The following is a 22,675-nucleotide window of genomic DNA, read 5'->3' on the forward strand; positions in this document are numbered from 1 at the left end:
ATCACTTTTTTTGAAAGTTTTTTTAAATTCTTTTGACCAACCTTCTCCAAACGTTGATACATAAGGGTTTCAACCTTCTACAAAATGTATAACAAAAAGAAAAAATCGCCCATTTTCATGAGCGATTCAAGAAATTAATTGGCATTTGGTGCTGAAATAGTTGAAGCCATCAATACATCACCAAGTGGTGTTTCACTATCTTTTGTTGGTTCATGAGATACAGCAATCTGATCCCATGTGAAATCTTTCCCAGCAGGAAGTGTATACACAACCGCTCCATCTGTTCCTGTGGATGTAAATGTTCCTGCACGATCTGGACCATCCTCATCAATTAACCAAACTTGATAGACTTCTTCATCTGTTAGTTCTGGCAATGAAGATGCTTGGACGACCACTCGAATCTCATCGCCATTTCGGACAATAGATGCGGTTCCTGTTGAGTCACCTTCAAGAGGTTGCAAATTCACAAGTGCAATCAATTGATCGACTGTTTCACTTTGCGACACTAATGTTTGTTGTTGATCACTTACGATCCATCCTAGATAAGCGTTTCCTACTAATGAGAGGACAAGCGCTGCTGCAAGTAGTGGTAGCCATTTTGGTGTACCTCTTCTCTTACTAGAGGTATGTGTTACAGGTGTTGGCTGTGTAGTTTCTTTAGGTGCTGGTCGGAATGGGACAACGGGATCCGCTTGCGCTGGTGGGGTCTCTTCAAAGATTGACCCAAGTACGCGTTCTTTCATTCCCACTGGGGGTTCCGTGAATTCCGACACGTACGGTAAATCTTCTGATAACGCCTGCCACTCAGCAAGCTCTTGTTGACACTCGGCGCATGTTGCCAAATGCTGTTCAAACGCTTCCTTCTCTTCCGTTGTCAGTTGTTCGTTGAAATAATCAATTGTTAAATCACACATCACTCGTTCCATCTGCAAGTTCCCCCCTTTCCGGTTCTAATCGTTTTCTGAGATGTTGTAAGGCTAATCGTATCCTTCCTTTGACCGTCCCTAAAGGAATATTTAAATCTTTTGAGATACGGTCTTGCGAGTAGCCATGAAAATAAAACAGCTCAACAATTTTTCTTTGATCTTCTTTCAAATAAGACAATGCCTTGCGAATACGATCACTTTTCTCTTGCCACTCGACCGCTTGCTCGGGGGCATCATGCATTGTATCCGTGACACGTTCAGCATCTTTATCTAGTAATCCGACTTCTTGTTGTTTAGCAGACTTTCGAATCACGTCCAAACAACGGTTGCGTGTCATCGTGAGCAACCATGAAGAAAACTTGCCGCGGCTAGCATCAAATGGTGCGTGATCACGCCAGAGCTTTGTGAATACGTCTTGCACGATGTCTTCTGCTCGTTGTTGATCTTGCATCATACGGTAAGCAAATGAATAGACCAGTCGTTCATATTTATTATAAAGCTCTTCTAGCGCATGTTGATCCTTGGCTAAAATTTGCTCGTACAACTCTTCATCCGAAAAAGACACGTAGTTCCCTCCCCTACTTCCAGTTCCTCTTATCATAACGGAAAGTAGCAAAGTATTACTATTAATAAGATAACGCAGAAACTCTGCATTTGGATCACTTTTCCTAGAACTAGGTGACACGAATCATTTTAGGGTATGATGAAAAGAAAAAAGAGGTGGTCCAATGATATTTTTTGTAGTGTGGATTATACTCGTTGGCTATGCTGTTTTTCTAGCACCTGGGCAAGGCAACAGCAGTGATCCCGTGTTAACAGAAGTATTTGCAGGAAATTGGGCGGCGATTGATCCCCTCGTGTTAACTGTATTTAATTCGTTAGGGATTTTCCCACTCATCTTTCTCACAGTACTACTTCGCAACGATACGAAACGTTGGCCGGCTTGGCCGTTCTCGCTCGTTTCATTCGGCCTTGGTGCGTTTTCACTACTCTTGTATTTTGCTTTCGGAAATCGACCACCGGAACGAAAAATCCGAACGCCTAAATGGTTGCTTCGTATTTTACGCTCAAAAACATGGCTACTATTCTTGATTGTGATTACAGTCGCCAATTTGATTTCCTTACAAAACGGCATTTCACTAGATGCTTATATGGAAACTTTCCAACAGTCGCATCTTGTATCGGTCATGACAGTAGATTGGTTCGTCCTTTGGGGCCTATCCATTTATGCCGTGTATCACTTTTATCCAGAAGCTCGCGCAAAGGCATTGGCCTTCATACCAATTGCCGGCCCAGCACTGGTGTTGCTAATTAATTCGAATCGTATCGACGTTTAAATTTTTTCATGGCGGGGTATTTCATAGTAAACACCTAAACAAGGAGGTCTATTTATGGATAACAACCGTCATGAAGAAAAGCACGTTGAGGTTCGACGTGAAGAAAAGACAGACAGCGGTCTAGTCGGTGCTACATTTATCAAATATGCAGCGTACATCATTATTTTCTTTGGTATTCTTTGGTTCTTGATTTCATACGTATTCCCGATGTTCAGCTAGCAGTGAAGCCGAGTTTACAACGACTCGGCTTCTTTTTGTTTTTCTGGCACTTTAACGAGCGCATATCTTTTCCATGCTTTGCTCTTCCATCTAAACAACATGATCAATCCACGCGTCCATTCATCAATTGCAATCGCAGCCCACACACCCACTAGTCCCCATTCCAAAGTAAAAACGAAGAAATAACCGAGCGGTAGACTGATACCGATCATTGAAATAGCTCCCATTATTACAGGGAAGCGTGCATCTCCTGCAGCGCGTAACGAGTTAATGATGACTATATTCAAGGTTCTTCCCGTTTCGAGTGCAAGACCTAACACTAGCACTTGTGCGGCAAGACGAATGACTTCAGGATTGTCCGTGAAAATCCCTACAATCGACTCTCGGAAGATGACCACTATGGATACGGCCACAATAGTAAATGTCATCGCGTATTGCACACTCTTCCAAAGTTGACTGTACGCCTCTTCAGAACGCCCAGCCCCTACAAACCGTCCAACAATAATGGCAGTCCCCATTCCAATAGCTATCGCGAACAAGTACGTGAACATCGAAATGTTGTGCGCATATTGCCTCGCCGCAAGTGACTCTGCACCAAGGTACGTAATATAGAAGAGAAATACGATTTGCGCAGCTTGGTACAAAATTTGTTCAAACGCAGCGGGCAGTCCAATACGAAGAATTTTTCCAATATAGTCTTTTGACCACTGGAAATAGTCTCGCCACATAACGCGAACATCCATCACTTTATAAAATAACCAGAAGAACACGAGCATCGCCAAGAAACGACTTCCAATTGAAGAAATCGCTGCCCCTTCAACGCCGAGTTCAGGAAAACCAAATTTCCCAAAAATCAAAACATAGTTCCCGATAACGTGAATGATGTTCATTCCAAGCGACACATACATCGTCTGTTTCGTCCATCCATGAACACGAATGACGGCCGACAAGGAGTTAATAATGGCTTGTAAGAAGATGGCTCCACCAACAATCGATAGATAACTCACTGCGTAGTCCAGGACATCTCCTTGCAGGTTCATCGCAACCATCATCGATTTGGCAAAAATCAAATAGACGATGCTGAGAATAATTCCGATCACAAGATTGAGTGTGATGGAGAGTGCTGCAACTTTGGAAGCTTCTTTAAAAAGCTTTGATCCAAGGTACTGCGCAACGACGATTGAAGCTCCTGCTGCCACTACTTCTAGTAGCAATATCGCTATATGAATATACTGATTAGCCGCTCCTACTCCAGAAACTGCGTCGTCTGAAAGGGAGCTGAGCATAAAGGTATCCACTATACCCATCAACATGAATAAAAAGACTTCTAAAAAAATCGGCCATGTTAAATGAAAGAGGTTTAAGTCACCGGTTTGTTTTGTTTTTTTCATTGTGCGTTCCTTCTTCCTCGCTAAACATTTACTTAGCATAGCAAAATCTCCGGAAAAAGAAAGGGCAATATTTTACTATTAGATGTGGAGCCGACTGTTCAGAAATAGTGCGAGATGACAGCGTGGACTGTGAAGTGTTCTATGCTTCATAGACCGCGATGGCATCTTGCGGGATTTCTAGGAGGCGCAACTCGATTACGGTTAGATGTATGTGGCGATCAGAAGTTTTGGACTGAGCGAGCGTTCATCTACCGAAAGTATGATTTATTCTACTCAAATCGACTTTTTTTCTACCGAAACTGAAATTTATTCTACCCAAACCACTTTTTATTCTACCGAAGTCATACTATGGAAACCATTTCAGCCCCCTCCCCCTCCCCTCCCTAACCAGCACTAAAAAACCACGAGCGCAAAGCCCGTGGTTTCGAAAATTAATCTAAGATTTTAATTGTAACTGTTTGACGTCCCCAGTTTAGAGCGCCTTGCTGATCTGGAATGAAGACATCGATTTTGTTACCTTTGATTGCGCCACCAGTATCTCCGGCAATCGCTTCTCCATATCCTTCAACCCATACTTTTGAACCTAATGGGATAACAGATGGATCAACCGCGATTACTTTTTGATTTGGGTTCGCACGTAAGTCGATACCTGTTGCTGTTGTACCTGAACATCCTTCACAGTAAGCTGTGTAAGCTGTTGCTTCAACCGTCATCGTTTGAGCGGCTTCTACTGGAGCAGACTCAACAGGTTGAGACTCTTGTGGTGCTGCCGCTTGCTCAGTTTGTTCAACTGGCTCAGACTTTGCTTCTTCTACTGGAGCTTGCGCTGCTGGAGCCTGAGCGGCAGGTGCTGCTATATAGTCATTCCCTTCCACAACTAACACTTGGTCTGGGAAGATTAAGTCTGAAGTTAAGCCGTTCCATCCTTTAAGGTCGGCCACTGAGATATCATACTGCTGTGCGATTTGGTAGAGCGTGTCGCCGCTAACCACTTTGTATGTTTCAAGTTCTCCGACTTGTAGTTCTTGATTTGGGAAAATCAAAGTAGAATCTAAGTTGTTCCATTCTTTGATGTCTCCTACAGATACTTCATTTTGCTGTGCAATGGACCATAATGTGTCCCCGCTTTTAACTGTATATGATTGTTCGGTTGCAGACGCACCGGCTGCGCCAATAAATAATCCTGAAATAGCGGTTAGTGCAACGATTTGTTTTTTCATAAGTTAAAATTCCTCCTTTTCACTAACGACCCCTATCGTACCACCTCCACATTGCAGAACAATGACAGGAAAGTACCACGGGGCTATCAATTACACGTCAGCGAAATCTCAAACATAACAACCACACCACAACTATGACAAACACATAACAGACATGACCCCTCACTAACAATACGCAAAAAAACAGCCAGTTGAAGGGTTATCCCTTGCAACTAGCTGTTTTCCATCATTTCTCATTCGGTTTTAGAAAGCAAACTGACGGAAACTTTTACATCAATTTTACTAGCTCCACCGCGGTATACACCTTGGACTGGACTCACATCGTTGTAGTCGCGTCCCACACACATACGGATGTGGTTCTCAAGTGCTTCCACGTTATTCGTTGGATCTAATCCTACCCAACCAATTCCGGGAATCATCACTTCCACCCATGCATGGCTTGCTGCATCACCGACAAGTGCAGAGTCTTCACCAACGTACAAGTAGCCACTCACGTAGCGAGCCGGAATTTGTTTCGTTCGTAAAATTCCTAGCATGACGTGCGCCATATCTTGACAAACCCCTCCACGAAGTTCAAACGACTCCGAAGCTTTCGTTGAGACGTCTGTAGCATTCGGATCATAATTGAATGTGTCATAAACGTAGCGCATGACTTCAATGGAATATTGTACAGGATTGGTCATGAGCCCGATTGCTCGGTCGACGCGATCCATTTGTTGTGGCTCAAGATACGTGAAAGAGGTGTTTGCTAAGTAGCCTGCATAGTGTTCTTGGAACAAGTCGGAATGAAAGATGTCTTTCATTTCTGGAGAATAATCAATTTGTTGGATGAATGGACTTCGCTGAATACTTACAATAGAAGTCGATTTGATTTCTAAATGTTGATGTCGTTCAGCAATAAAGAAAGTCTCTACATTGTTCCCCCAAATATCGGTATGCTCTTTCGTCAGCGACATTGGTGTGATATCTGTTCTATAGGAAAGAAGTCGCTGGCACTCGTCCGAACGCGGCTTCAAACGAATCGAATTCATACTTTGATCGACGACAGTGTCGTAGTCAAAGATGTTCGTATGTTCAATTTTGTACTTCATTGCTGTCTTTCTCCTCACTTCTGGTGGCAAGCTTTGTTCTTGGTGTTGTGAGATAGTTGGTGCTTCAACAGGTTGTGTTAAGTAATAAGTTCTCGAGAAAATTTGACCAATCTGATTACATTTATCTTGGAATTTATTTAAGAAATCAATCGTTTCATCTGTATCTAGATCTTGAATTTTCATTTGATTGAATTCCCGACGGAGAGCATCCATCGCCTCGTAAAGTTCCACAGAATAATGCGCAACTTTTGCATTTTCAAGTGCATCGACTGCTTCTCGTACATGATCCATACAATAGCGAATCGATCGCGGGAAATCCTGATTTGTAATCAAAAAAGATAAAATCTTCGCCGGCTCCATGCGAGGCGGGTTTGACTTCAAGTAAGCTTCATACCCATTGACCATACGAAGTGCACTCGACCAATAGTAGTAGTCGCTTGCTTCATATTCTTTTTCTCGGCTTCTTGTCTGTTCACTTACCACATTTAAAATGCGCGCTGTTTTTTCGGCACGTTCTAACCACTTTCCAATCTTCAACATATAGTATGCCACATCACGGGACATTGCTGCTTCAATAATGCCTTGTACCATATAAGACGCTTGCTTTGTCTCATTGAAAAAGTCGCGCATCGTATGAATGGAATAGGCTCTGTCCGGAATTGGATTCGCCGACAAGTAAAATTGATTCCAGCACTCGAATAAATCATTGGGAATATAATCGCGGGTGACGCGGGCGTTATCTCTTGCAATACGCGCACAATTAAGTGCTGAGTTCAAGTTATCTTCCCCATACGTTAAATACGAAATTAAATCTTCGACACGCGTTTTTTCTTCACTTTCTAAACGCTTTAACTCTTCGGCTGTTGCACATACTTCAAATAGGATATGGTAATCCTCTTCTTGAAAAATATCTTTATTCCCTGCTTCAAGCATTTGCGTTAAATGTACATGCATAATGCGGGAGTGACTTTCAGACCGTTCGATATTTCGCGCCATCCAATACAGCGCATCCGCTACACGACTAAGCATGTGCAGTCCCCCCATTCTTTAAAATCCAAGTATCTTTTGCACCGCCGCCTTGAGAGGAATTGACGACAAGTGAACCTTCTTTTAATGCAACCCGGGATAGTCCTCCAGGCAGTACGTGTGTTTCCTTACCACGCATGACAAATACACGTAGATCCACGTGACATGGATAAAATTCTTCTCCTTGAAATGCTGGCGCTCTTGAGAGTTGAATTGTCGGTTGTGCAATGTATTGGTGTGGTGTTTCTTGAATTTTTTGCTTAAAGATTTCAATCAACTCGTCATCTGCTTGAGGTCCAATCAACATATCATACCCTCCGGAAGCCCCTACATTTTTGACAACGAGATCTCGGATATTGGCGAGGACCCAATCACGTGTCTCTTGTTCCTCGAGACGGTATGTCTTCACATTGGCGATAATCGGCTCTTCATTCAAATAGAACTTGATCATATCTGGAACATAGGAATACATCGCTTTGTCATCTGCAACACCATTACCTATTGCATTTAGTATGGCCACATTGCCTTGTTTGTAGACGTCAACAAGTCCACTCACCCCGAGCATCGAATCTTCCCTAAATGCTGCAGGATCTAAGAAGTCATCATCGATTCGTCGATAGATGATATGAATGCGTTCTAGTCCGCGAATCGTTTTCATATAAACATGACCGTCTTTGACCAACAAGTCGCGCCCTTCTACAAGATGAATGCCCATTTGTTGCGCCAAGAAAACGTGGTCATAGTAGGCGGAATTATACATTCCAGGGGTCAGCAGGACAGCCGTAGGGTTTTCAATCCCTTCCGGTGCATGGTCAAGCATTGCCTCATGGAGATAAGTCAATTGATGTTCAAGTGTATGTACCGGCTCATCTGCAAAAAATTCTGGATAGACTTGACGCATGACATACCGGTTTTGATAGACGTATGACATTCCTGAAGGATTGCGTAAGTTGTCTTCTAACACCATATAATTGCCTTCTGCATCTCGAATTAAATCAATACCTGCTAAGAAAATATGATTATCTAACGGAACACGCACACCTTCTGCTTGTACTTTATAGTAATATGCATTCTTTTCAACTAAATCGCGTGGAACGATTCCAGCATCCAATATGCGCCCTTCATGATAGATATCTTTTAGAAAACAATTTAGCGCTTCTGTGCGTTGCGCCATTCCTGTTTCAATCATCTTCCAGTCATCATTTGGAATGACGATTGGCACAAAGTCAAACGGCATGGTACGTTCTGTCCCCACATTCTGATGGTAAACCGTAAATGTTATACCCTGACGTAAAAAGGAGAGCTGGGCGAGTTCATGTTTTTCTTTTAGCGTTTCATGCTCACTTTCAATTAGTTTCGTATGAAAATTTTTGTAGTGGGGTTTCGGGGAGCACGTGGTATCGAACATTTCATCGAAAAACGGGTGCACTTTGTAGTTGTCGAACATTGTGTCGCCTCCTATCGTCTTAATTTTCTGATTTCTAACATAATACCATACCCTTAAATCGATGTTCCTACTCTAAAAAAAATTCTCTAATTTGTTTGAGATTTGTGTAGTTGATAAAAACTAGGGTAGAGATACCATAATAAGTCTATTTAGGGAGGTTTCAAAATGACGAACGATTTTAAAAATGAACCTAGCTCGTACTGGCTTGATGGCCCTCAAATTCCGGAATTCGCATCACTTGGTGGCTCGATCAAAACTGATATTGTCATTGTTGGTGGAGGAATTGTAGGTATCACTGCCGCCTATTTGCTTCGAAATTCCGGTCGATCAGTAACTGTTCTTGAAGGTGGAAGATTGCTGCACGGAACAACAGGCTATACTACGGCTAAACTATCCGTACAACATGGTCTTATTTATGACGAATTGATTGGTACATTCTCAGAAGAAGACGCGCGCCAGTACTATGAAGCCAACCGACAAGCAATAGATTGGGCAAAATCTGTCACCGGTGAATTAGGAATTGATTGCGGATTTGAAACGCGCCCTGCTTATCTATATGCAGAATCTTCTACTGGTGAACAGAAAATTGAAAAAGAATTTGAAGCCTATGAAAAACTAGGGATTCCAGGAGCATCTTTAACGAAGCAGACCGACCTCCCGTTTCCGATTCGTACGGCACTGAAGCTTGAGGATCAATACCAATTCCACCCCGTCTATTTCTTAGCGGCTCTTGTGAAAGAAGCGCAACAGGCCGGTGTGAAATTTTATGAGAATTCGCGCGCCAAGACCGTTCATATGCCAAGCCAAGTTGAACTTGTGAATGGCTACACGGTCGATGCGCAACAAGTCCTCGTAACGAGCCATTTCCCATTCAACGATTTTGAAGGACTCTACTTCTCTCGTATGCGTGTTGAGAGAAGTTATGCGATGACATTGCGGGGGAACTTTAATGAAGACATGGGGATGTATATTAATGTGGAGTCTCCAACCCGGTCGATTCGAACTGTGCTCGATGCTTCTGGTGAGCGTCTCTTACAAATCGGTGGCGAGGGTCACGTATCCGGTCGTCATGAAGAAAGCACACGCAACAATTATGCGAAACTGCGTGATTTTGCATCAAGCTACTTTGGCACATCGGAAGTGACACACAACTGGTCGTCACAGGATTTGCTCCCACTTGATCACCTGCCGTATATCGGCCAGATGGTGACGGGCATGCCACATGTATTCGTAGCCACAGGCTTTTCAAAGTGGGGAATGTCTAATGGCATTGCGGCTGCACATGTCTTATCTGATCTCGTTCTCGGAAAAGCCAATCCGTATGAAGACCTGTTCTCCCCTACTCGTACAAAACTGCGACCTAAGGGAATCGGAAGCTTCATCAAAGACAATGCAGGTGTTGCAAAAGAATTAATCAAAGGGAAAGTCACAGGTGCAGAAGCGAATCTCGACGAGCTCGGTCTCGACGATGGAAAGCTTGTCCGCGTAGAAGGCGAAAAACTCGCGGCTTACAAAGACGACAACGGCCACGTGACTTTCTTAAAGCCAGCCTGTACACACATGGGCTGTGACGTCGCCTTTAACCAAGCCGAACGTTCATGGGACTGCCCATGTCACGGTTCGCGCTTCAGTTACCTCGGGGATGTTATAGAGGGCCCGGCAACTCAGCCACTTGAGCAGGTGCACCCGAAGATTTAGATGTGGAGAACGCCACTCAATTGCATAATAAAAAAGTGCAGCTCATCGCGAGCTGCACTTTTTAGTTGCGCTTAAAGCCTTCTTCTTTTAAATAGAGAATTGCTGCTTCTTGAGACTCGAAGCTATCTTCTAAGTTCAAACCGTGGTAGATGTTCCAAAGATCGTCTTCTTGAACAAGTTTGAGTTCTCCACCTGTTTTTGAAGTCCAGACTTGGTCCGCTGCTTCTTCATCGTCAGTAGCTTCTTTAGTAGAAAGTAGCGCAATCGAGTAGTTGATCATCTCGCGCAGCTCATCTTCTGTCGCTTCACGAATGTTGGCAAGCCCACGCTCGTCCGCTTCGTACGGTCCGCCATCTCCAACGAATACATATCCGTTGCCATTCGGGTGCAATTGTTGCACAACGATTGTTTTGTCGTATTGGCTGTCTTCAAAGTGGTAGTTGAGACGTTTTAATGAGATCGATTTCTTCTTAAGCTCCGGAAACGTTTCGATAATCTGTTGTTTTTGTTCAAATGTAAGCATGTGGTACCTCTTTCTCCGTATGGAATGTTCGTAGTTTGTAGTATAGCACAGAATCGGGCTTGGAGGGTGTGCGCCGATGAGGGCTTTCCGGAAGTCGATGGTGGGGTGAGCGGGCGTTCATTAGCCATGTTTCTTTGTTTATTGGCCAGTAAACGTATTCCATTAGCCATGATTTAACTTTTATTGGCCATAATTACTCTTCCAATGTCCACAAATCGTATTATGGAAACCAATCTTTCTCTCGACCAAGTCCTCAGTGTCTTAAGGTCTTACTAGTAAGATCTACCACCATTTCAAAATGTTCTTGCAATTCAAGTTAGTAGCAACTAAAATTGAGAAAAAATACCATAACGTAAGGATGTGAATGTGATTTTCCATCTACCACTACTCAGCTCTATTTTCGTATTCACTTTGCAAGCTTATTTTGGTTTGACCTATCGAGTACGTGCAACTGTTGTAACGGCTATTCTTTTTACAGCGGCTTACTTCGGATTCTTAATCAATCACGAATGGGTCTTCATACAAAATATATTCTTGATTCAGTTCTGGGGTATTGCTCTTGTCACATTCCTACAGCGTAACTCATGGAAAAGAGTTCCCGAATTTTAATTTGAACAGGAGGAGTTAGTATAAAAGTCTATTCACCAGAAATTCAAACGAATCCCTTACACGCGTTTCTTGGGAGAGTTTCACCAAACCATCCCAGTTATTCCTTACTGCTTTCTATAACTAATAACCAAATGGCCGGTCAAGACGGCGAGAAAAAAGTTCTCTCATTTTTGCGTGAGGCACTTCATCATCAATCTGCTACTGTACTACATGATTTCCACGTACGAATCCCCAACGCATATGCTATTCAAATTGACTTCATTGTTTTCACCAAATCCTATATTCTCTTACTTGAAGTAAAAAATATCAAAGGCTCGATTCGGTTACAGCATTCCCCTGCCCAACTCGTCCGGACTATGAATGGCGTGACACAAGCAATGGATTGTCCATTTACTCAAATGACGCGCAATGTTCTGCAGTTTAAAAAACTCCTAGGAAATCAGCAATTACCGATCTATACAGCGATTGTGTGGACAAACCGCTCAGCAGTGATTGAGCCACCTCTATTTGATGCACCCCATCCTTTACTATTCCTCAAACAACTACCAGGCTTTATATCCAGCCTGCCGACTGATGAAGTGAATGGTTTATCCGTGAGTCGCTTAGTGAAGCAAACCCAGATGAAAGCAACACTTTTTCGGCAAATCAATTTATGTGAACGATATGCGATAAACCCTTTAGAGCTTACTGGTGGTCTTCAATGTATGAATTGTTATTCACTAGCTAGATTGTTTGAGAAGTCTTGGGTTTGTATGAAATGTAAGTGTAGAATCAATACGATGCTCACAGAAAATATATGTCTGTTATTTCACTTTGTAGGAGAAGAATTACCTCTTCGAACCTTTCAGCAATTTATCCCCTCACTCCGTTCTAGAAACTTAAAGGAATTGATTTTATCTGGGCGAATTCAAATTTCAGGAAATCGCAGAGGCCGTCTTTATCGTTTAAATCCCAAGACGAAGGTAAACTGGGTGGAGCTAACGAACTTCTAGTTTTCAAAGTAGCAATTGGTGGAAGACAGCATTTACTTATAAGAGCTTATTGCTTAAGTTCTTACTAGTAAGGGCTTAAAGAAGATAGCACTTTTATTAAGAATTTAGTTTACATAATTCGATTTGCGGCTAATGGAATGTGAATCATGGCTTATAAATGTTAGATCATGACCAATGGATTGCAAATCATGGCTAATGGAGAGTGAATCATGGCTAATGAACGCTCGCTCACCCCAGAAACCACGATCCATTCCCGCCCCAAACCACACCCAACCAACAAAAACCCCAGCCATATAGGCTGGGGCAAATCATCAGCTTTCTGAAGAAGTTGGCTGAAGTTGTTTTTTCTCTTCACCAGATTGCTCTACTCTTTCAGCGAACAGTCCGTCAGAGATGCGGTCTAAGCTTGGGCGGATCGTGCCTTTACCCGAGTAGTTTTCAAGCATTTCTTTTACATCGATGCCTGAAGAAGCTTTCAATGTTTCTTGTAGTGTTGACATCAAGTTTGTAGCGTATGAAGTGACTTTGTTTGCGCCGCCACCTTCACCGCCGCCTGTATCGACAACAGTAATCTTATCGATGTTGCCAAGTGGAGCTGCGATTTGTTTCGCGTATTCTGGCATCATGCGGACGATCATGTCGAGGACAGCCGCTTGTCCGTATTGTTCGAAGGCTTCTGCGATTTTACGTTTTGCTTCAGCTTCTGCAAGACCTTTCAAGCGGATAATGTCTGCTTCTGATTCCCCTTGCGCGCGTTCCGAGTCGGCTTTCGCCATCCCGTCCAATCGGACTTTTTCAGCATCGGCTTTTGCACGAGCTTCAATTGAGTACTTCTCTGCATCAGCTGCTGCCATTTGACGGGCTTTGTCAGCGGCTGCATTTTGCTCAATTGCGTAGCGGTCTGCATCGGCTTTTTTCTTTACTTCTGAATCGTATTGTTTCTCACGACGCAAAATCTCTTTTTCTTCAAGCTCAATTTGTTTTTGACGCTCGATGATCTGAACTTGCATCTCTTGCTCGGTAACTTCCTGCTTCGCACGCGCCGTTTCTAACTCATACGCTTGGTCAGCACGTGCTTTTGCGATATCTTGCTCTCGGCGGTACTCGGCTACTTTCAACTGGTTGTCTTTTTCAGACTCTGCAATTTCAGTCGCACGCTCAAGCTCTGCACGTTGCGCATCTTTTGAAGCTTCCGCACGTTTAATGCGCGTTTCTTTTTCTGCTTCGGCTGTTGCAATATCAGCATCACGTTTTACTTGCGCGATACGTGGCTTTCCTAGTGACTCTAAATAGCCATTCTTGTCGCGAACGTCTTTAATTGTGAACGATACGATGACAAGACCCATTTTCGCTAAGTCGTGCGAAGCGACGCGCTGCACTTCTTGAGAGAACTTGTCACGGTTTTTATAAATTTCTTCTACTGTCATAGACCCTAGAATTGAGCGTAAGTGTCCTTCTAGAACTTCTTTTGCTTCGTTTTCACGATCTTCTTTGGTCTTCCCTAAGAACTGCTCAGCAGCAGTTGCGATTTGCGGAATCGTTCCACCAATCTTGATGATGGCTGTTCCGTCCGCCATAACTGGAACCCCTTGCTCCGTATAGACTTCAGGTGTTGTTACTTCTAGTTTGCTCGATAGTAAGCTAAGTGGCTCAGACTGTTGGAATACTGGTAACACGAATGTACCGCCACCACGAATGATTTTAATACGATTTCCAGATTCGTCTGTGTGAACGGTCTTTGATCCTAAGTAACTACCTGTAACAATTAACGCCTCATCTGGACCTACTGTTTTATACTTCGCTACATACACTCCAATGATTGATAGCAAGACGAATGCGACAACAGCAAGCACAATCCATAATTCCATTCCCATGTGTGTTTCCCCCTATAATTTGATTGGTTCATATTCTTTGACGTAAAACGTCCCATCTTCCACTTCGACGACTAGCACGGTCTTTCCAAACTCTATCTCTTCATTTTCAAGTCCCGTGGCACGCTTGGCGAGATTCCCATTAACGGTTTCGATCATAATCTCTCCGTACCCATCGGCGGGAATTGGGATGATGACAGTGGCGACCTGACCAGCAAGTGTTTCATCCGTATACGCAAGAGATGCTTCAGCAGACGACAGCGGAATCAATACTAAGAAATAAATGAGCGCATCTAAGATTGCCGCAATGATCATAGCTGCGAATAAAATCACTAAACTGTTCCAGCTTGTGTACCATTCTAAGATAAGCCCCGTGGCGGATGTGAGTGTCACAAATGCGAGTATGAGTGTCGGGTGCAGGAATGGTATACCTTCCCCGATCGCTTCAGTCACATCACCAAAGAACAAATATAAGAATGTCACAGCTGCCATTACAATCAAAACAAAGAAGTAAACTTGTTCAATTGAATAGCCGAAAATCTCCATCTTCATCACCTGCCAATATTCGTCATATTTAGTGGTCACCTACTATACGCACTGCTGTTCTGAAGGTTTCAAATTTACACAAAATAATTTAAGGAGTCTAGAGAATTATCAGAATTTAAGATATACTTCAATTTGAAACAAATTCATCTTAGAGGAGGTATTTATGAAAACCCTTACAAAATTCTCAAATCGCCTTATGGAGCGTTACTTGCCGGACCCGTACATATTCGTTGTCCTTCTTACATTGATTGTATTTTTACTGGGTATCGGGCTTACTGATTCCACTCCACTGGATATCGTTCAGTATTGGGGGAATGGTTTCTGGGGCTTACTAATGTTCACGATGCAAATGGTCGTGGTGTTATTAGCTGGTCACGTATTAGCGAATAGTCCGCCCATCAAGCGTTTATTAAGTAACTTAGCAGGACTCGCAAAATCACCTGGTAGTGCCATAATTTTAGTAACGGTTGTTGCACTGATTGCCAACTGGATCAACTGGGGCTTCGGTTTAGTTATTGGGGCGCTTTTCGCAAAAGAAATCGCTAAGAAAGTGACGACTGTCGATTACCGCTTGTTAATTGCCAGTGCCTATTCTGGATTCGTTATTTGGCATGGGGGGTTTGGAGGCTCCATCCCACTGACTATAGCGACTGAGGGACATCAGTATGAAAGTATTATGGGAATCGTCCCTACATCGGAAACAATCTTCTCCGTCTATAACTTAGCGATTATCGCTGTTTTATTCGTTACAATTCCACTCTTAAATCGTTGGATGATGCCAAAACCAGAAGATACGGTCTCCATAGATCCTGCTTTACTAGAAGATACTGTTATCGTTGAAAAGCCAGCAGTGACAACACCTGCTTCTCGCATGGAAGATAGTTATTTGCTCACCATTTTTGTTGGAGCGATCGGTCTTCTCTACTTAGGATGGCATTTTGGAACGCGTGGTTTTGATTTGAACTTGAATATCGTCAACTTCCTGTTCGTCATTTTAGGCATTATCATGCACGGTACACCGCGTAATTATTTGGCAGCGGTAAACAACGCTGTGAAAACGACGGGCGGAATTATCATTCAGTTCCCATTCTATGCGGGAATTATGGGCATGATGGTTGACTCTGGGTTAGCCAAAGTTATTTCAGAAGCTGTAGTAAGTGTATCTAACGGCAATACATTTTATCTTTTCACGTTCTATGCAGCTGGAATCGTCAACTTCTTCGTCCCTTCTGGTGGCGGTCAATGGGCCGTTCAAGCACCTGTCATGCTAGATGCCGCATCGAAGCTTGGTCTCGATTATTCAAAAACAGCTATGGCCATTGCTTGGGGAGATGCGTGGACAAATATGATTCAACCGTTCTGGGCATTGCCTGCACTAGCAATTGCTGGCTTGAAGGCAAAAGACATCATGGGCTACTGTGTATTCGTCTTAGTATTAAGTGGAATCGTCATTAGCTTAGGGTTGTTTTTCTTATAATGTCTCACAAATTGCGTGTTTCCGATTCTTTCGGGAACACGTTTTTTTAGACAATGCTACTATAAAAGAGACTTTTACAAAAGGGAGTGTTCTGCTGATGGTATTGGAACTAATGAAAGCTCATGCATCTGTTCGTGACTACAAAGATCAACCGTTAACAAAAGAACAAGTCGTGGAACTTGTCGAAGCGGCTCAAATGGCAGCTACGTCGCACTTCGTCCAGGCCTACAGTATTGTTTGGGTGACAGATCAAGACATGCGTAAAGAGATCGGGCAACTTTCAAGTAACGTGAATCAACTGGAGACGGCAGGTGCTGTATTTTTACTTTGCGCGGATTATCGCAGACTTGAAGAAGCGAGTAAGATGCACGGAGAACCTGTTGTTTATGACCTCGCAGAACAACTGATTGTAGCTGTGACGGACGTTGGTCTCTTAGCACAGAACTTGGCACTGGCTGCCGAGTCGAAAGGGTACGGCATCTGTTACATCGGAGGGGTTCGGAGTAATTTGGAGAAAATCAGTAATTTGGCGAAGTTACCGAAAGGTGTCTTCCCTGTTTACGGATTGACTGTAGGTGTTCCAAATGAAAAAAATGAAGTAAAACCGCGTCTACCTGTCGAAGCAATTTTGCATGAGAACGTTTATGACGCTGAAAAGTATGCCACTTTGCTTCCGGAATATGACGAAACAATGAAGGCATATTATGCACGCAGAAGTTCGAATCAAAAGTCTACAACGTGGACGAAACAAATGGCAGACTTCCTAAAAGCACCACGTCGCGCGGAAATCACGGAGTTCTTAAAAAAACAAGGCTATGAAATGAAGTAGGTGCAACAGCAAAAGCAGCTTGTCCAAGTTTGATCGGGCAAGCTGCTTTTCTATAGACGATATTTTAATGTTTCAAAAACTACGCGAATGTGATTGTCGAGTGCTGTAAATGTAGTTTCCGTTGTAAATAAGTGTGTCAGCATATAGACGATTCCGATAATACCTAAAAACCCAATGACAAAATACATGCTAAGTGTCATGAATTCTTTAATGCTGCCCCATATATCTGTAAACATACTGTACATCCTCTCACCCCTTACAAACAATAGTGCTAGCGACTGATTTAAAGCTCGATTCGTTATCGAAGCATTATTGAAATTTCAGAACCCACGTAGAATTCCGATGGATCAGAGTGCTTCCGAAGCCCCGCAGAGGGGAGCAAAGCGCTAGCTTTGGGTAACCAAGAGGAGATTCGGAAGTACTCCCATGGAAACGCGAAGTGGGTTCTGGAATTTCATAGCAATTAGCCTGCTTCACTTTCCTATACTATACTCCACCAATGTTTCTATACTATGTCAGTACGTTTAAGAGGATGTTTCGTTACAGTTTCAATTAAATTTTACAAACGAGGATCTGCAGGGTCTGATTCAATCGCCATCACTGCAAGTACGCATTCATGGATTCGCTCCACCGACTCTTGGTGAATGAAACGCTGAATGCCTTCTAAACCTAAAGCATATTCATCAAGCGCCATTTGTTGTTTCTTTTTCAGTCCGCGTTTCTTCACATGTGCAAGCACTTCCGGTTCTAAGTAATTCATGCCGTAGATCAAGCGCAAATATTCACGACCACGTACTTTCATAGCAGGCTGAACCGGACGATCAGTGGAAGATGAAGCATCCCAGTCGAGAGGCTTCACGACAAACCCTTCACCCCCAGCATCTGTCAGCTCATGCCACCACTGAATGGCGTCTTGCTTCCCTTGTTCTCCGGAAATCAATCGGAACTCAGTCGCTACAAATAATTCACTTGCATCTGCTAAACGCTGACTCTGTTCCATATGCCACGAGTGTGGTTTAGATGTTAATAGCTCATGTTGATGTGCAAGAACATGGAAAACAGCAATTTGAATGGCATCGTCATTTTGGACGCTCCAGATGTAGGGTGCATAAGCATTTCGGAAAGCTTCTGCATCGCGTAAGCCCTTCTCTGCCTCTTGTTGCCAATCGTTCACATCAACAGTTGCCGCCTCAGACAGAGTAGTTGCAATCGAGGCACGGTCAAGTATCGCGGCGTTCGCCACATGCGCATATTCACTCGCAATTAGCTCGCCTGCTTTAACGTTCCACGGAAGAATTTCTGAATCAAGTAGGATCCACTCGGTCTCCAATTCCTCGAAATAACCAGCGGTCACTACAGCGTCATGAATCCGTTCATGCATTTTCATTTTCAGGTCCCCATCAAAGAAATCGCGACCTGTGCGAGAAGTCGTAATTACAGTATCGGCATAACCTGTCCATTTCAAGGCAGCTTCTTGCGAACGGAATACGAGGATCACTGCGCGGCTTCCCATGTGTTTTTTCTGAACAATCAAGCGGTCGATTCCTAGATCTTGATAATACGCAATCGCCTCATCTGGATGTTCCAAATAGTCTGGAAGCGCAGATACCGGAGGAGGACTCATTGTCGGTGGTAGATAGACGAGCTGCTCAAGCGGGAGTGTAGCGTGCGAGAAATGATCGAGTGCCGTTTTGACTTGCTGGCCCGCAATTCGAATCGCGCCACGCTCTGTTTTAGCAGTAAACCCACCCAGCCATTTTTGAATCGCAGGTGGCTTCAAGCGTTTCTCAAACCACTCTTCAAGCGGGTTGATCGTTGACTTTGCATAGTCTATTGCCTCCACCTGTACAATCTCTTTTGATGGCAGACGCAGGGCCGTCAGTTTACCGCCAAATACAGCCCCCTGATCAATATTGATTGTGCGCTGAATTTCAACAGGCACAGGACGAGGATCATGCCCCCACACAACAAGTACAGGAAGTATATGGTCGATTGTCCAGTCTCCTCGTTTTGGCTTTCCGTTTTGCTCAACACCAACTACAGGGCCGTAGCGACAAAAATCTGCGATACGTTCGGAATGCCTTCCAATAAATGTATCACGAATACCTGCATGAACCGCAACAGCTAGTGGGATGCCTTCCTCTTCAATCACATAATGAGACGGAGCATCGAGAAGCATCTTCTTCATACGCGCTTTCAACACACTTGTCTTCTCTTTTCCATATTGATTCTCATACGCCATGAACTCTTCTTCGACGTTTTCATCGCCGTGCGCAAGCGTCACTTTTCGTCCATCGAGCCAACGTGCGATTTTCCACCCGTGATTGGAATCAATCATGTATGCAAGACCTGCTTGGATATGCGCTTCAAAGAACAACATCGCTTCAAGTGATTTCGGACCACGGCTCATGATATCACCGAGCGACAAAATCTTGCGGCCTTCCGGATGACGATATAGACCGTCTTTCCCTTGTTGATAGCCTAGTTTCACAAGCAGTTCTAACCACTCATCCATGCAACCGTGAATATCTCCGATTACATCTAAACCATCGCCAAGCGGAAGCGTAAACGGAGAACTTGTTCGTGTGACTTCTTCACGCCCTGACTCTACTATATACAGCGCATCGAATTCTTCGCGTTCAATTTTTCTCATTTCACTTTTTAGTTGTCGTACTTGAGATTGTACGCGGCGTTTGCCTCTTGCATGCTCACGCTGGGCATCTCTAGTTAATAACTCACTTTCTGAAACGTTAAACAGTAAACCGTAAAAGGGAAGATGATAACGACTAGCTAGCTTCCGGTAACGTTCTCGGTCGAGAGTAGCAAGGTTTGTCGCATCAATGATCACAAGTTTACCGAGTTTCAATCGAGCCTCTGCTAACGTTTTCATCAAGTGAAAGGCTTGCTCTGAAATTTGTGCGTACTCTTCTCTCAAATACGCCTGTTTTTGAACGTCTGCGTGTGTGGTCGGTGTAAACAATGTGCCACTGACTTGCAGGCGACACTGATCGGAACTGATGATTTCATCTTGCGAAATGATGCGGTTCGCAACCCATTGCTTAAGGACAGTGGATTTTCCGCTGTTGGATGGACCAATGCACAGAACAATCCCTGCATTCGGAAGTTGAATGGTCATGCACGTGTCCACTCCTTTCGTGTAAATATGGCCGCTTGTGTTGGAGACCCGAAATCAGAATGATGCTCGCCAATGCCATAAAATGTGAGGGTATAAATAGTGTGTAGGTTCATTTGTTCACACCAATTTTGAAATTCAGAACGCGTCCACTCGAATCGATGATCGGTATGCCGAGATGTTTCTAGGCCATACACGGTATTGTACTCGCGGTTTGGTGTGGTCAAAATCAATTGTTTTGGGAAGTAATCGTGCAAGATTGTATTGAAGATGCTTGGTAAACGTTCTTCTTCGATATGCTCGATGACTTCACATAACACGATAGCGCCTTTGTCTTTCCACTGCGCGTCGTAGTAGAACAATGAGCCCCATGTCGCTTCCGGAACTGAACAACCAATTCGATTAGTCAAAGCTTCAAAACGCTTTTGCGCTTTTTTAAGTGCTCGTGCAGATGGTTCAACCGCCCAAATTTGCTCTACCCCAGGAACAAAAGCAAGTCGTTCAGCAAGCTTCCCTTCTCCTGCTCCAAAATCGACAACAGAACGCACACGGAGAGCATCGATTTGTTCTGCAATCCAGTCGTAACGCGCATCATTCAAACGTGGCGATTCATCACCGCCAGAACGTTTAGGAATGAACTGTTCAATCAATCCTGGAAACTTCAAATACTTCCGCACGATTTCATCACGAAGTGGGTGCGTGTCTAGCCATCCTGCACCATATCGCTTCAATTTTTCAATTTGATCGTTATCGAGGAAGTGGTGGCTGTCGGCATCTAAAACCGGTAATAAAATCCACAGCTGTGAGAGAAGTTCTTTCAACGAAACAGTTCCTTCTAAAGTCAATAAAAAAACAGACTTACGAGCTACTTCGGTTAACACAGTTTCCTCCGGTGGATGTGTATAGGTGACCGTGTATCCCAGCGACTCGAAAAGTTGCGATACAGTTGTTATCGGCATGGCCGTTGCCACAGGACCTACTGTAATCGTGAATGGAAACTTGTACTCCACCCACTCCGTCCATTCTTCTTTTACTTTTCCATTTAGCGCTGTTCCTAGTGTGGTACGAATAAGCGAAAGAAATACGGTGTTTGTGACGATATTTCGATCATGTATGTAGTGCGTGATATCCATAGGGCCATTCGATGATTTCGTCCACGACATCGGATCGGTTTCGACGTAAATAAGTGCATCTACTTGGTTTTCATCTGCTTTTAAATAAGTAAAACGAACAGACTGCTCTTTTTCTCGGCGTTCATGACGGCGCCCTGGATGTTTTGCGAAAAGATGAGTGAGTACATTGGCGTGTGGTGAAGCTGTACGAATGCGTAAGTGCATAGGTCGGCGCCTCCTTTTTTCTATAAGTATAGCCCATTTTATGTAAAGAAACAGCCAGCACATGATGTGCTGGCTACTAGTTATCTTTGTTTAATTTTATAGCCCACTTTTTAGCGTGTCAGCTAATGAATGGTCTCCATTTACGAGTTCAATTGATTTTTTTGAAGTGGATGAATCGCCTACTACGTGTGCTAATGCATGTGCTACATCATGACGCGTGATGTCTCCAGGTTTTGCATCACTTCCAGCGGCGAACTTTCCAGTTGGCTCGTCATCTGTTAAAGCGCCTGGTCGTAGAATCGTCCAATCAAGCGATGACTCTTCGACGTGATGGTCTGCATAATACTTCGCCACATAATACGGTTTGATTTCGTCACTCCACGTGCTACGGTCACCTACACCAAAAGCACTTAACATGACGTATCGTTTCACGCCAGCGTGCTCTGCTGCTTCAACCGTCTTTACGGCTCCGTCTAAGTCAATCAAGAGCGTCATGTCTTGCCCTGTACTTCCGCCTGAACCTGCTGCAAAGATAACTGCGTCGTACCCTTTCATCGCGTCAGCTAAATCCTCAACCGTGCCTTCTAGGTCAGCGAGTACACTGTGAATCCCTTTGTCTTCAAATTCTTTTTGTTGTTCTTCTTTTCGAACCATTGCAGTGACTTCATGATGTTCGTCTTTGTGTAATGTGTGAACGAGTTCGTGTCCAACCTGTCCGTTTGCTCCAACTACAAATACCTTCATGTGAAATCTCTCCTTTTTGTTCGATCTCACAGCAACATCAACAGCTCCAGCTTCTCTTTTTCGCTAGATGCGTCACCGATTTCTCCATAGCAAAATATGCAATCACAAGAATCACGAGTGCCATCAACGGATGGTCGAGTATGGGTGCGCTAGATTTTGTAGCAACCCACAGACTGCCTAAACCCGCTAAGTATGCACTGAAAATTCCTGCCCCGTAGAGAAGGTTTTTTGTACATCTCATGTGATTCCCACCTTTTGT

Annotated in this window: 21 protein-coding genes; 7 read left to right on the plus strand and 14 right to left on the minus strand. The window is 43.7% G+C overall.

The window, feature by feature from the left end:
* Positions 1-134 precede the first annotated feature (134 nt).
* Together JOD03_RS07025 and JOD03_RS07030 are read right to left on the minus strand one after the other, a co-directional pair.
* Positions 135-926, minus strand: coding sequence for an anti-sigma factor (locus tag JOD03_RS07025; RefSeq protein WP_204590140.1), 792 nt, complete (start codon positions 924-926; stop codon positions 135-137).
* Positions 907-1,491 carry an RNA polymerase sigma factor gene (locus JOD03_RS07030; protein ID WP_338032445.1) on the minus strand — a complete coding sequence of 195 codons (585 nt, stop codon included), beginning with the start codon at positions 1,489-1,491 and terminating at the stop codon, positions 907-909. The genes JOD03_RS07025 and JOD03_RS07030 overlap by 20 nt, the downstream gene beginning before the upstream one ends.
* Positions 1,492-1,654: 163 nt before the next feature.
* Here JOD03_RS07030 and JOD03_RS07035 point away from each other — a divergent pair, with 163 nt between their 5' ends.
* Both JOD03_RS07035 and JOD03_RS07040 read left to right on the plus strand, forming a co-directional pair.
* Positions 1,655-2,263, plus strand: coding sequence for a hypothetical protein (locus JOD03_RS07035; protein ID WP_204590141.1), 609 nt, complete (start codon positions 1,655-1,657; stop codon positions 2,261-2,263).
* A gap of 54 nt (positions 2,264-2,317) precedes the next feature.
* Entirely contained in the window at positions 2,318-2,482 is a 165-nt protein-coding gene (locus JOD03_RS07040; protein WP_204590142.1) for a hypothetical protein, read from the plus strand.
* A 14-nt stretch (positions 2,483-2,496) separates the two neighbouring features.
* Here the strand turns inward: JOD03_RS07040 and JOD03_RS07045 are convergent, their stop codons facing one another.
* From JOD03_RS07045 to JOD03_RS07060, 4 genes are all read right to left on the minus strand, one after another.
* Positions 2,497-3,873, minus strand: a complete 1,377-nt coding sequence (locus JOD03_RS07045; protein WP_204590143.1) for an MATE family efflux transporter — start codon at positions 3,871-3,873, stop codon at positions 2,497-2,499.
* Between the two features lie 431 nt (positions 3,874-4,304).
* Complete coding sequence (locus JOD03_RS07050; protein WP_204590144.1) at positions 4,305-5,093, minus strand: 3D domain-containing protein; 789 nt, start codon at positions 5,091-5,093, stop codon at positions 4,305-4,307.
* A 233-nt stretch (positions 5,094-5,326) separates the two neighbouring features.
* On the minus strand, positions 5,327-7,213 hold the full coding sequence (locus JOD03_RS07055) for an alpha-E domain-containing protein (protein WP_204590145.1): 1,887 nt from the start codon (positions 7,211-7,213) through the stop codon (positions 5,327-5,329).
* Positions 7,206-8,657 (minus strand): circularly permuted type 2 ATP-grasp protein, encoded by a 1,452-nt coding sequence (locus tag JOD03_RS07060; RefSeq protein ID WP_204590146.1) that lies wholly within the window; start codon positions 8,655-8,657, stop codon positions 7,206-7,208. Before JOD03_RS07060 ends, JOD03_RS07055 begins: the two co-directional genes overlap by 8 nt.
* A gap of 165 nt (positions 8,658-8,822) precedes the next feature.
* On the opposite strand from JOD03_RS07060, the gene JOD03_RS07065 reads away from it, so the two are divergent.
* On the plus strand, positions 8,823-10,355 hold the full coding sequence (locus JOD03_RS07065) for an FAD-dependent oxidoreductase (protein WP_204590147.1): 1,533 nt from the start codon (positions 8,823-8,825) through the stop codon (positions 10,353-10,355).
* Positions 10,356-10,416: 61 nt separating this feature from the next.
* Here the strand turns inward: JOD03_RS07065 and JOD03_RS07070 are convergent, their stop codons facing one another.
* Positions 10,417-10,878: a hypothetical protein gene (locus JOD03_RS07070; RefSeq protein WP_204590148.1), complete on the minus strand. Its 462-nt coding sequence runs from the start codon at positions 10,876-10,878 to the stop codon at positions 10,417-10,419.
* A gap of 366 nt (positions 10,879-11,244) precedes the next feature.
* On the opposite strand from JOD03_RS07070, the gene JOD03_RS07075 reads away from it, so the two are divergent.
* Positions 11,245-11,487, plus strand: a complete 243-nt coding sequence (locus tag JOD03_RS07075; protein ID WP_204590149.1) for a hypothetical protein — start codon at positions 11,245-11,247, stop codon at positions 11,485-11,487.
* Between the two features lie 131 nt (positions 11,488-11,618).
* Positions 11,619-12,479, plus strand: a complete 861-nt coding sequence (locus tag JOD03_RS07080; RefSeq protein ID WP_204590150.1) for a nuclease-related domain-containing protein — start codon at positions 11,619-11,621, stop codon at positions 12,477-12,479.
* A 311-nt stretch (positions 12,480-12,790) separates the two neighbouring features.
* Here the strand turns inward: JOD03_RS07080 and JOD03_RS07085 are convergent, their stop codons facing one another.
* The gene (locus JOD03_RS07085) at positions 12,791-14,353 is read right to left on the minus strand and encodes a flotillin family protein (protein ID WP_204590151.1); all 1,563 of its coding nucleotides are present in this window, start codon (positions 14,351-14,353) and stop codon (positions 12,791-12,793) included.
* 12 nt (positions 14,354-14,365) lie between these two features.
* Positions 14,366-14,896, minus strand: coding sequence for an NfeD family protein (locus tag JOD03_RS07090; protein ID WP_204590202.1), 531 nt, complete (start codon positions 14,894-14,896; stop codon positions 14,366-14,368).
* 163 nt (positions 14,897-15,059) lie between these two features.
* Between JOD03_RS07090 and JOD03_RS07095 the strand changes: the two genes are divergently transcribed.
* Both JOD03_RS07095 and nfsA read left to right on the plus strand, forming a co-directional pair.
* Positions 15,060-16,373, plus strand: a complete 1,314-nt coding sequence (locus JOD03_RS07095) for a short-chain fatty acid transporter (RefSeq protein WP_204590152.1) — start codon at positions 15,060-15,062, stop codon at positions 16,371-16,373.
* Between the two features lie 97 nt (positions 16,374-16,470).
* Positions 16,471-17,202 (plus strand): oxygen-insensitive NADPH nitroreductase, encoded by a 732-nt coding sequence (gene nfsA, locus JOD03_RS07100; RefSeq protein ID WP_204590153.1) that lies wholly within the window; start codon positions 16,471-16,473, stop codon positions 17,200-17,202.
* Positions 17,203-17,252: 50 nt separating this feature from the next.
* Here nfsA and JOD03_RS07105 read toward each other — a convergent pair whose 3' ends face one another.
* The 5 genes from JOD03_RS07105 to JOD03_RS07135 form a co-directional block, all read right to left on the minus strand.
* Positions 17,253-17,438 (minus strand): hypothetical protein, encoded by a 186-nt coding sequence (locus JOD03_RS07105; RefSeq protein ID WP_204590154.1) that lies wholly within the window; start codon positions 17,436-17,438, stop codon positions 17,253-17,255.
* A gap of 323 nt (positions 17,439-17,761) precedes the next feature.
* Entirely contained in the window at positions 17,762-20,338 is a 2,577-nt protein-coding gene (locus JOD03_RS13765; protein WP_239584877.1) for an AAA family ATPase, read from the minus strand.
* Positions 20,335-21,672: a 3' terminal RNA ribose 2'-O-methyltransferase Hen1 gene (locus tag JOD03_RS07125; protein WP_204590155.1), complete on the minus strand. Its 1,338-nt coding sequence runs from the start codon at positions 21,670-21,672 to the stop codon at positions 20,335-20,337. The genes JOD03_RS13765 and JOD03_RS07125 overlap by 4 nt, the downstream gene beginning before the upstream one ends.
* A gap of 96 nt (positions 21,673-21,768) precedes the next feature.
* Positions 21,769-22,416, minus strand: a complete 648-nt coding sequence (locus JOD03_RS07130; RefSeq protein ID WP_204590156.1) for an SDR family oxidoreductase — start codon at positions 22,414-22,416, stop codon at positions 21,769-21,771.
* Positions 22,417-22,453: 37 nt separating this feature from the next.
* Entirely contained in the window at positions 22,454-22,657 is a 204-nt protein-coding gene (locus tag JOD03_RS07135; protein ID WP_204590157.1) for a hypothetical protein, read from the minus strand.
* Between the last annotated feature and the right edge of the window lie 18 nt (positions 22,658-22,675).

This window comes from Chryseomicrobium aureum (assembly GCF_016909155.1).
In the GTDB taxonomy this organism is placed as follows: Bacteria; Bacillota; Bacilli; order Bacillales_A; family Planococcaceae; genus Chryseomicrobium; species Chryseomicrobium aureum.

What these genes read in the sequence shown, in the direction of transcription:
- JOD03_RS07025 (WP_204590140.1), bottom strand. Translation starts at nt 926, where the DNA reads ATGGAACGAGTGATGTGTGATTTAACAATTGATTATTTCAACGAACAA.
- JOD03_RS07035 (WP_204590141.1), top strand. Translation starts at nt 1,655, where the DNA reads ATGATATTTTTTGTAGTGTGGATTATACTCGTTGGCTATGCTGTTTTT.
- JOD03_RS07040 (WP_204590142.1), top strand. Translation starts at nt 2,318, where the DNA reads ATGGATAACAACCGTCATGAAGAAAAGCACGTTGAGGTTCGACGTGAA.
- JOD03_RS07045 (WP_204590143.1), bottom strand. Translation starts at nt 3,873, where the DNA reads ATGAAAAAAACAAAACAAACCGGTGACTTAAACCTCTTTCATTTAACA.
- JOD03_RS07050 (WP_204590144.1), bottom strand. Translation starts at nt 5,093, where the DNA reads ATGAAAAAACAAATCGTTGCACTAACCGCTATTTCAGGATTATTTATT.
- JOD03_RS07055 (WP_204590145.1), bottom strand. Translation starts at nt 7,213, where the DNA reads ATGCTTAGTCGTGTAGCGGATGCGCTGTATTGGATGGCGCGAAATATC.
- JOD03_RS07060 (WP_204590146.1), bottom strand. Translation starts at nt 8,657, where the DNA reads ATGTTCGACAACTACAAAGTGCACCCGTTTTTCGATGAAATGTTCGAT.
- JOD03_RS07065 (WP_204590147.1), top strand. Translation starts at nt 8,823, where the DNA reads ATGACGAACGATTTTAAAAATGAACCTAGCTCGTACTGGCTTGATGGC.
- JOD03_RS07070 (WP_204590148.1), bottom strand. Translation starts at nt 10,878, where the DNA reads ATGCTTACATTTGAACAAAAACAACAGATTATCGAAACGTTTCCGGAG.
- JOD03_RS07080 (WP_204590150.1), top strand. Translation starts at nt 11,619, where the DNA reads ATGGCCGGTCAAGACGGCGAGAAAAAAGTTCTCTCATTTTTGCGTGAG.
- JOD03_RS07085 (WP_204590151.1), bottom strand. Translation starts at nt 14,353, where the DNA reads ATGGGAATGGAATTATGGATTGTGCTTGCTGTTGTCGCATTCGTCTTG.
- JOD03_RS07090 (WP_204590202.1), bottom strand. Translation starts at nt 14,896, where the DNA reads ATGGAGATTTTCGGCTATTCAATTGAACAAGTTTACTTCTTTGTTTTG.
- JOD03_RS07095 (WP_204590152.1), top strand. Translation starts at nt 15,060, where the DNA reads ATGAAAACCCTTACAAAATTCTCAAATCGCCTTATGGAGCGTTACTTG.
- nfsA (WP_204590153.1), top strand. Translation starts at nt 16,471, where the DNA reads ATGGTATTGGAACTAATGAAAGCTCATGCATCTGTTCGTGACTACAAA.
- JOD03_RS07105 (WP_204590154.1), bottom strand. Translation starts at nt 17,438, where the DNA reads ATGTTTACAGATATATGGGGCAGCATTAAAGAATTCATGACACTTAGC.
- JOD03_RS13765 (WP_239584877.1), bottom strand. Translation starts at nt 20,338, where the DNA reads ATGACCATTCAACTTCCGAATGCAGGGATTGTTCTGTGCATTGGTCCA.
- JOD03_RS07125 (WP_204590155.1), bottom strand. Translation starts at nt 21,672, where the DNA reads ATGCACTTACGCATTCGTACAGCTTCACCACACGCCAATGTACTCACT.
- JOD03_RS07130 (WP_204590156.1), bottom strand. Translation starts at nt 22,416, where the DNA reads ATGAAGGTATTTGTAGTTGGAGCAAACGGACAGGTTGGACACGAACTC.
- JOD03_RS07135 (WP_204590157.1), bottom strand. Translation starts at nt 22,657, where the DNA reads ATGAGATGTACAAAAAACCTTCTCTACGGGGCAGGAATTTTCAGTGCA.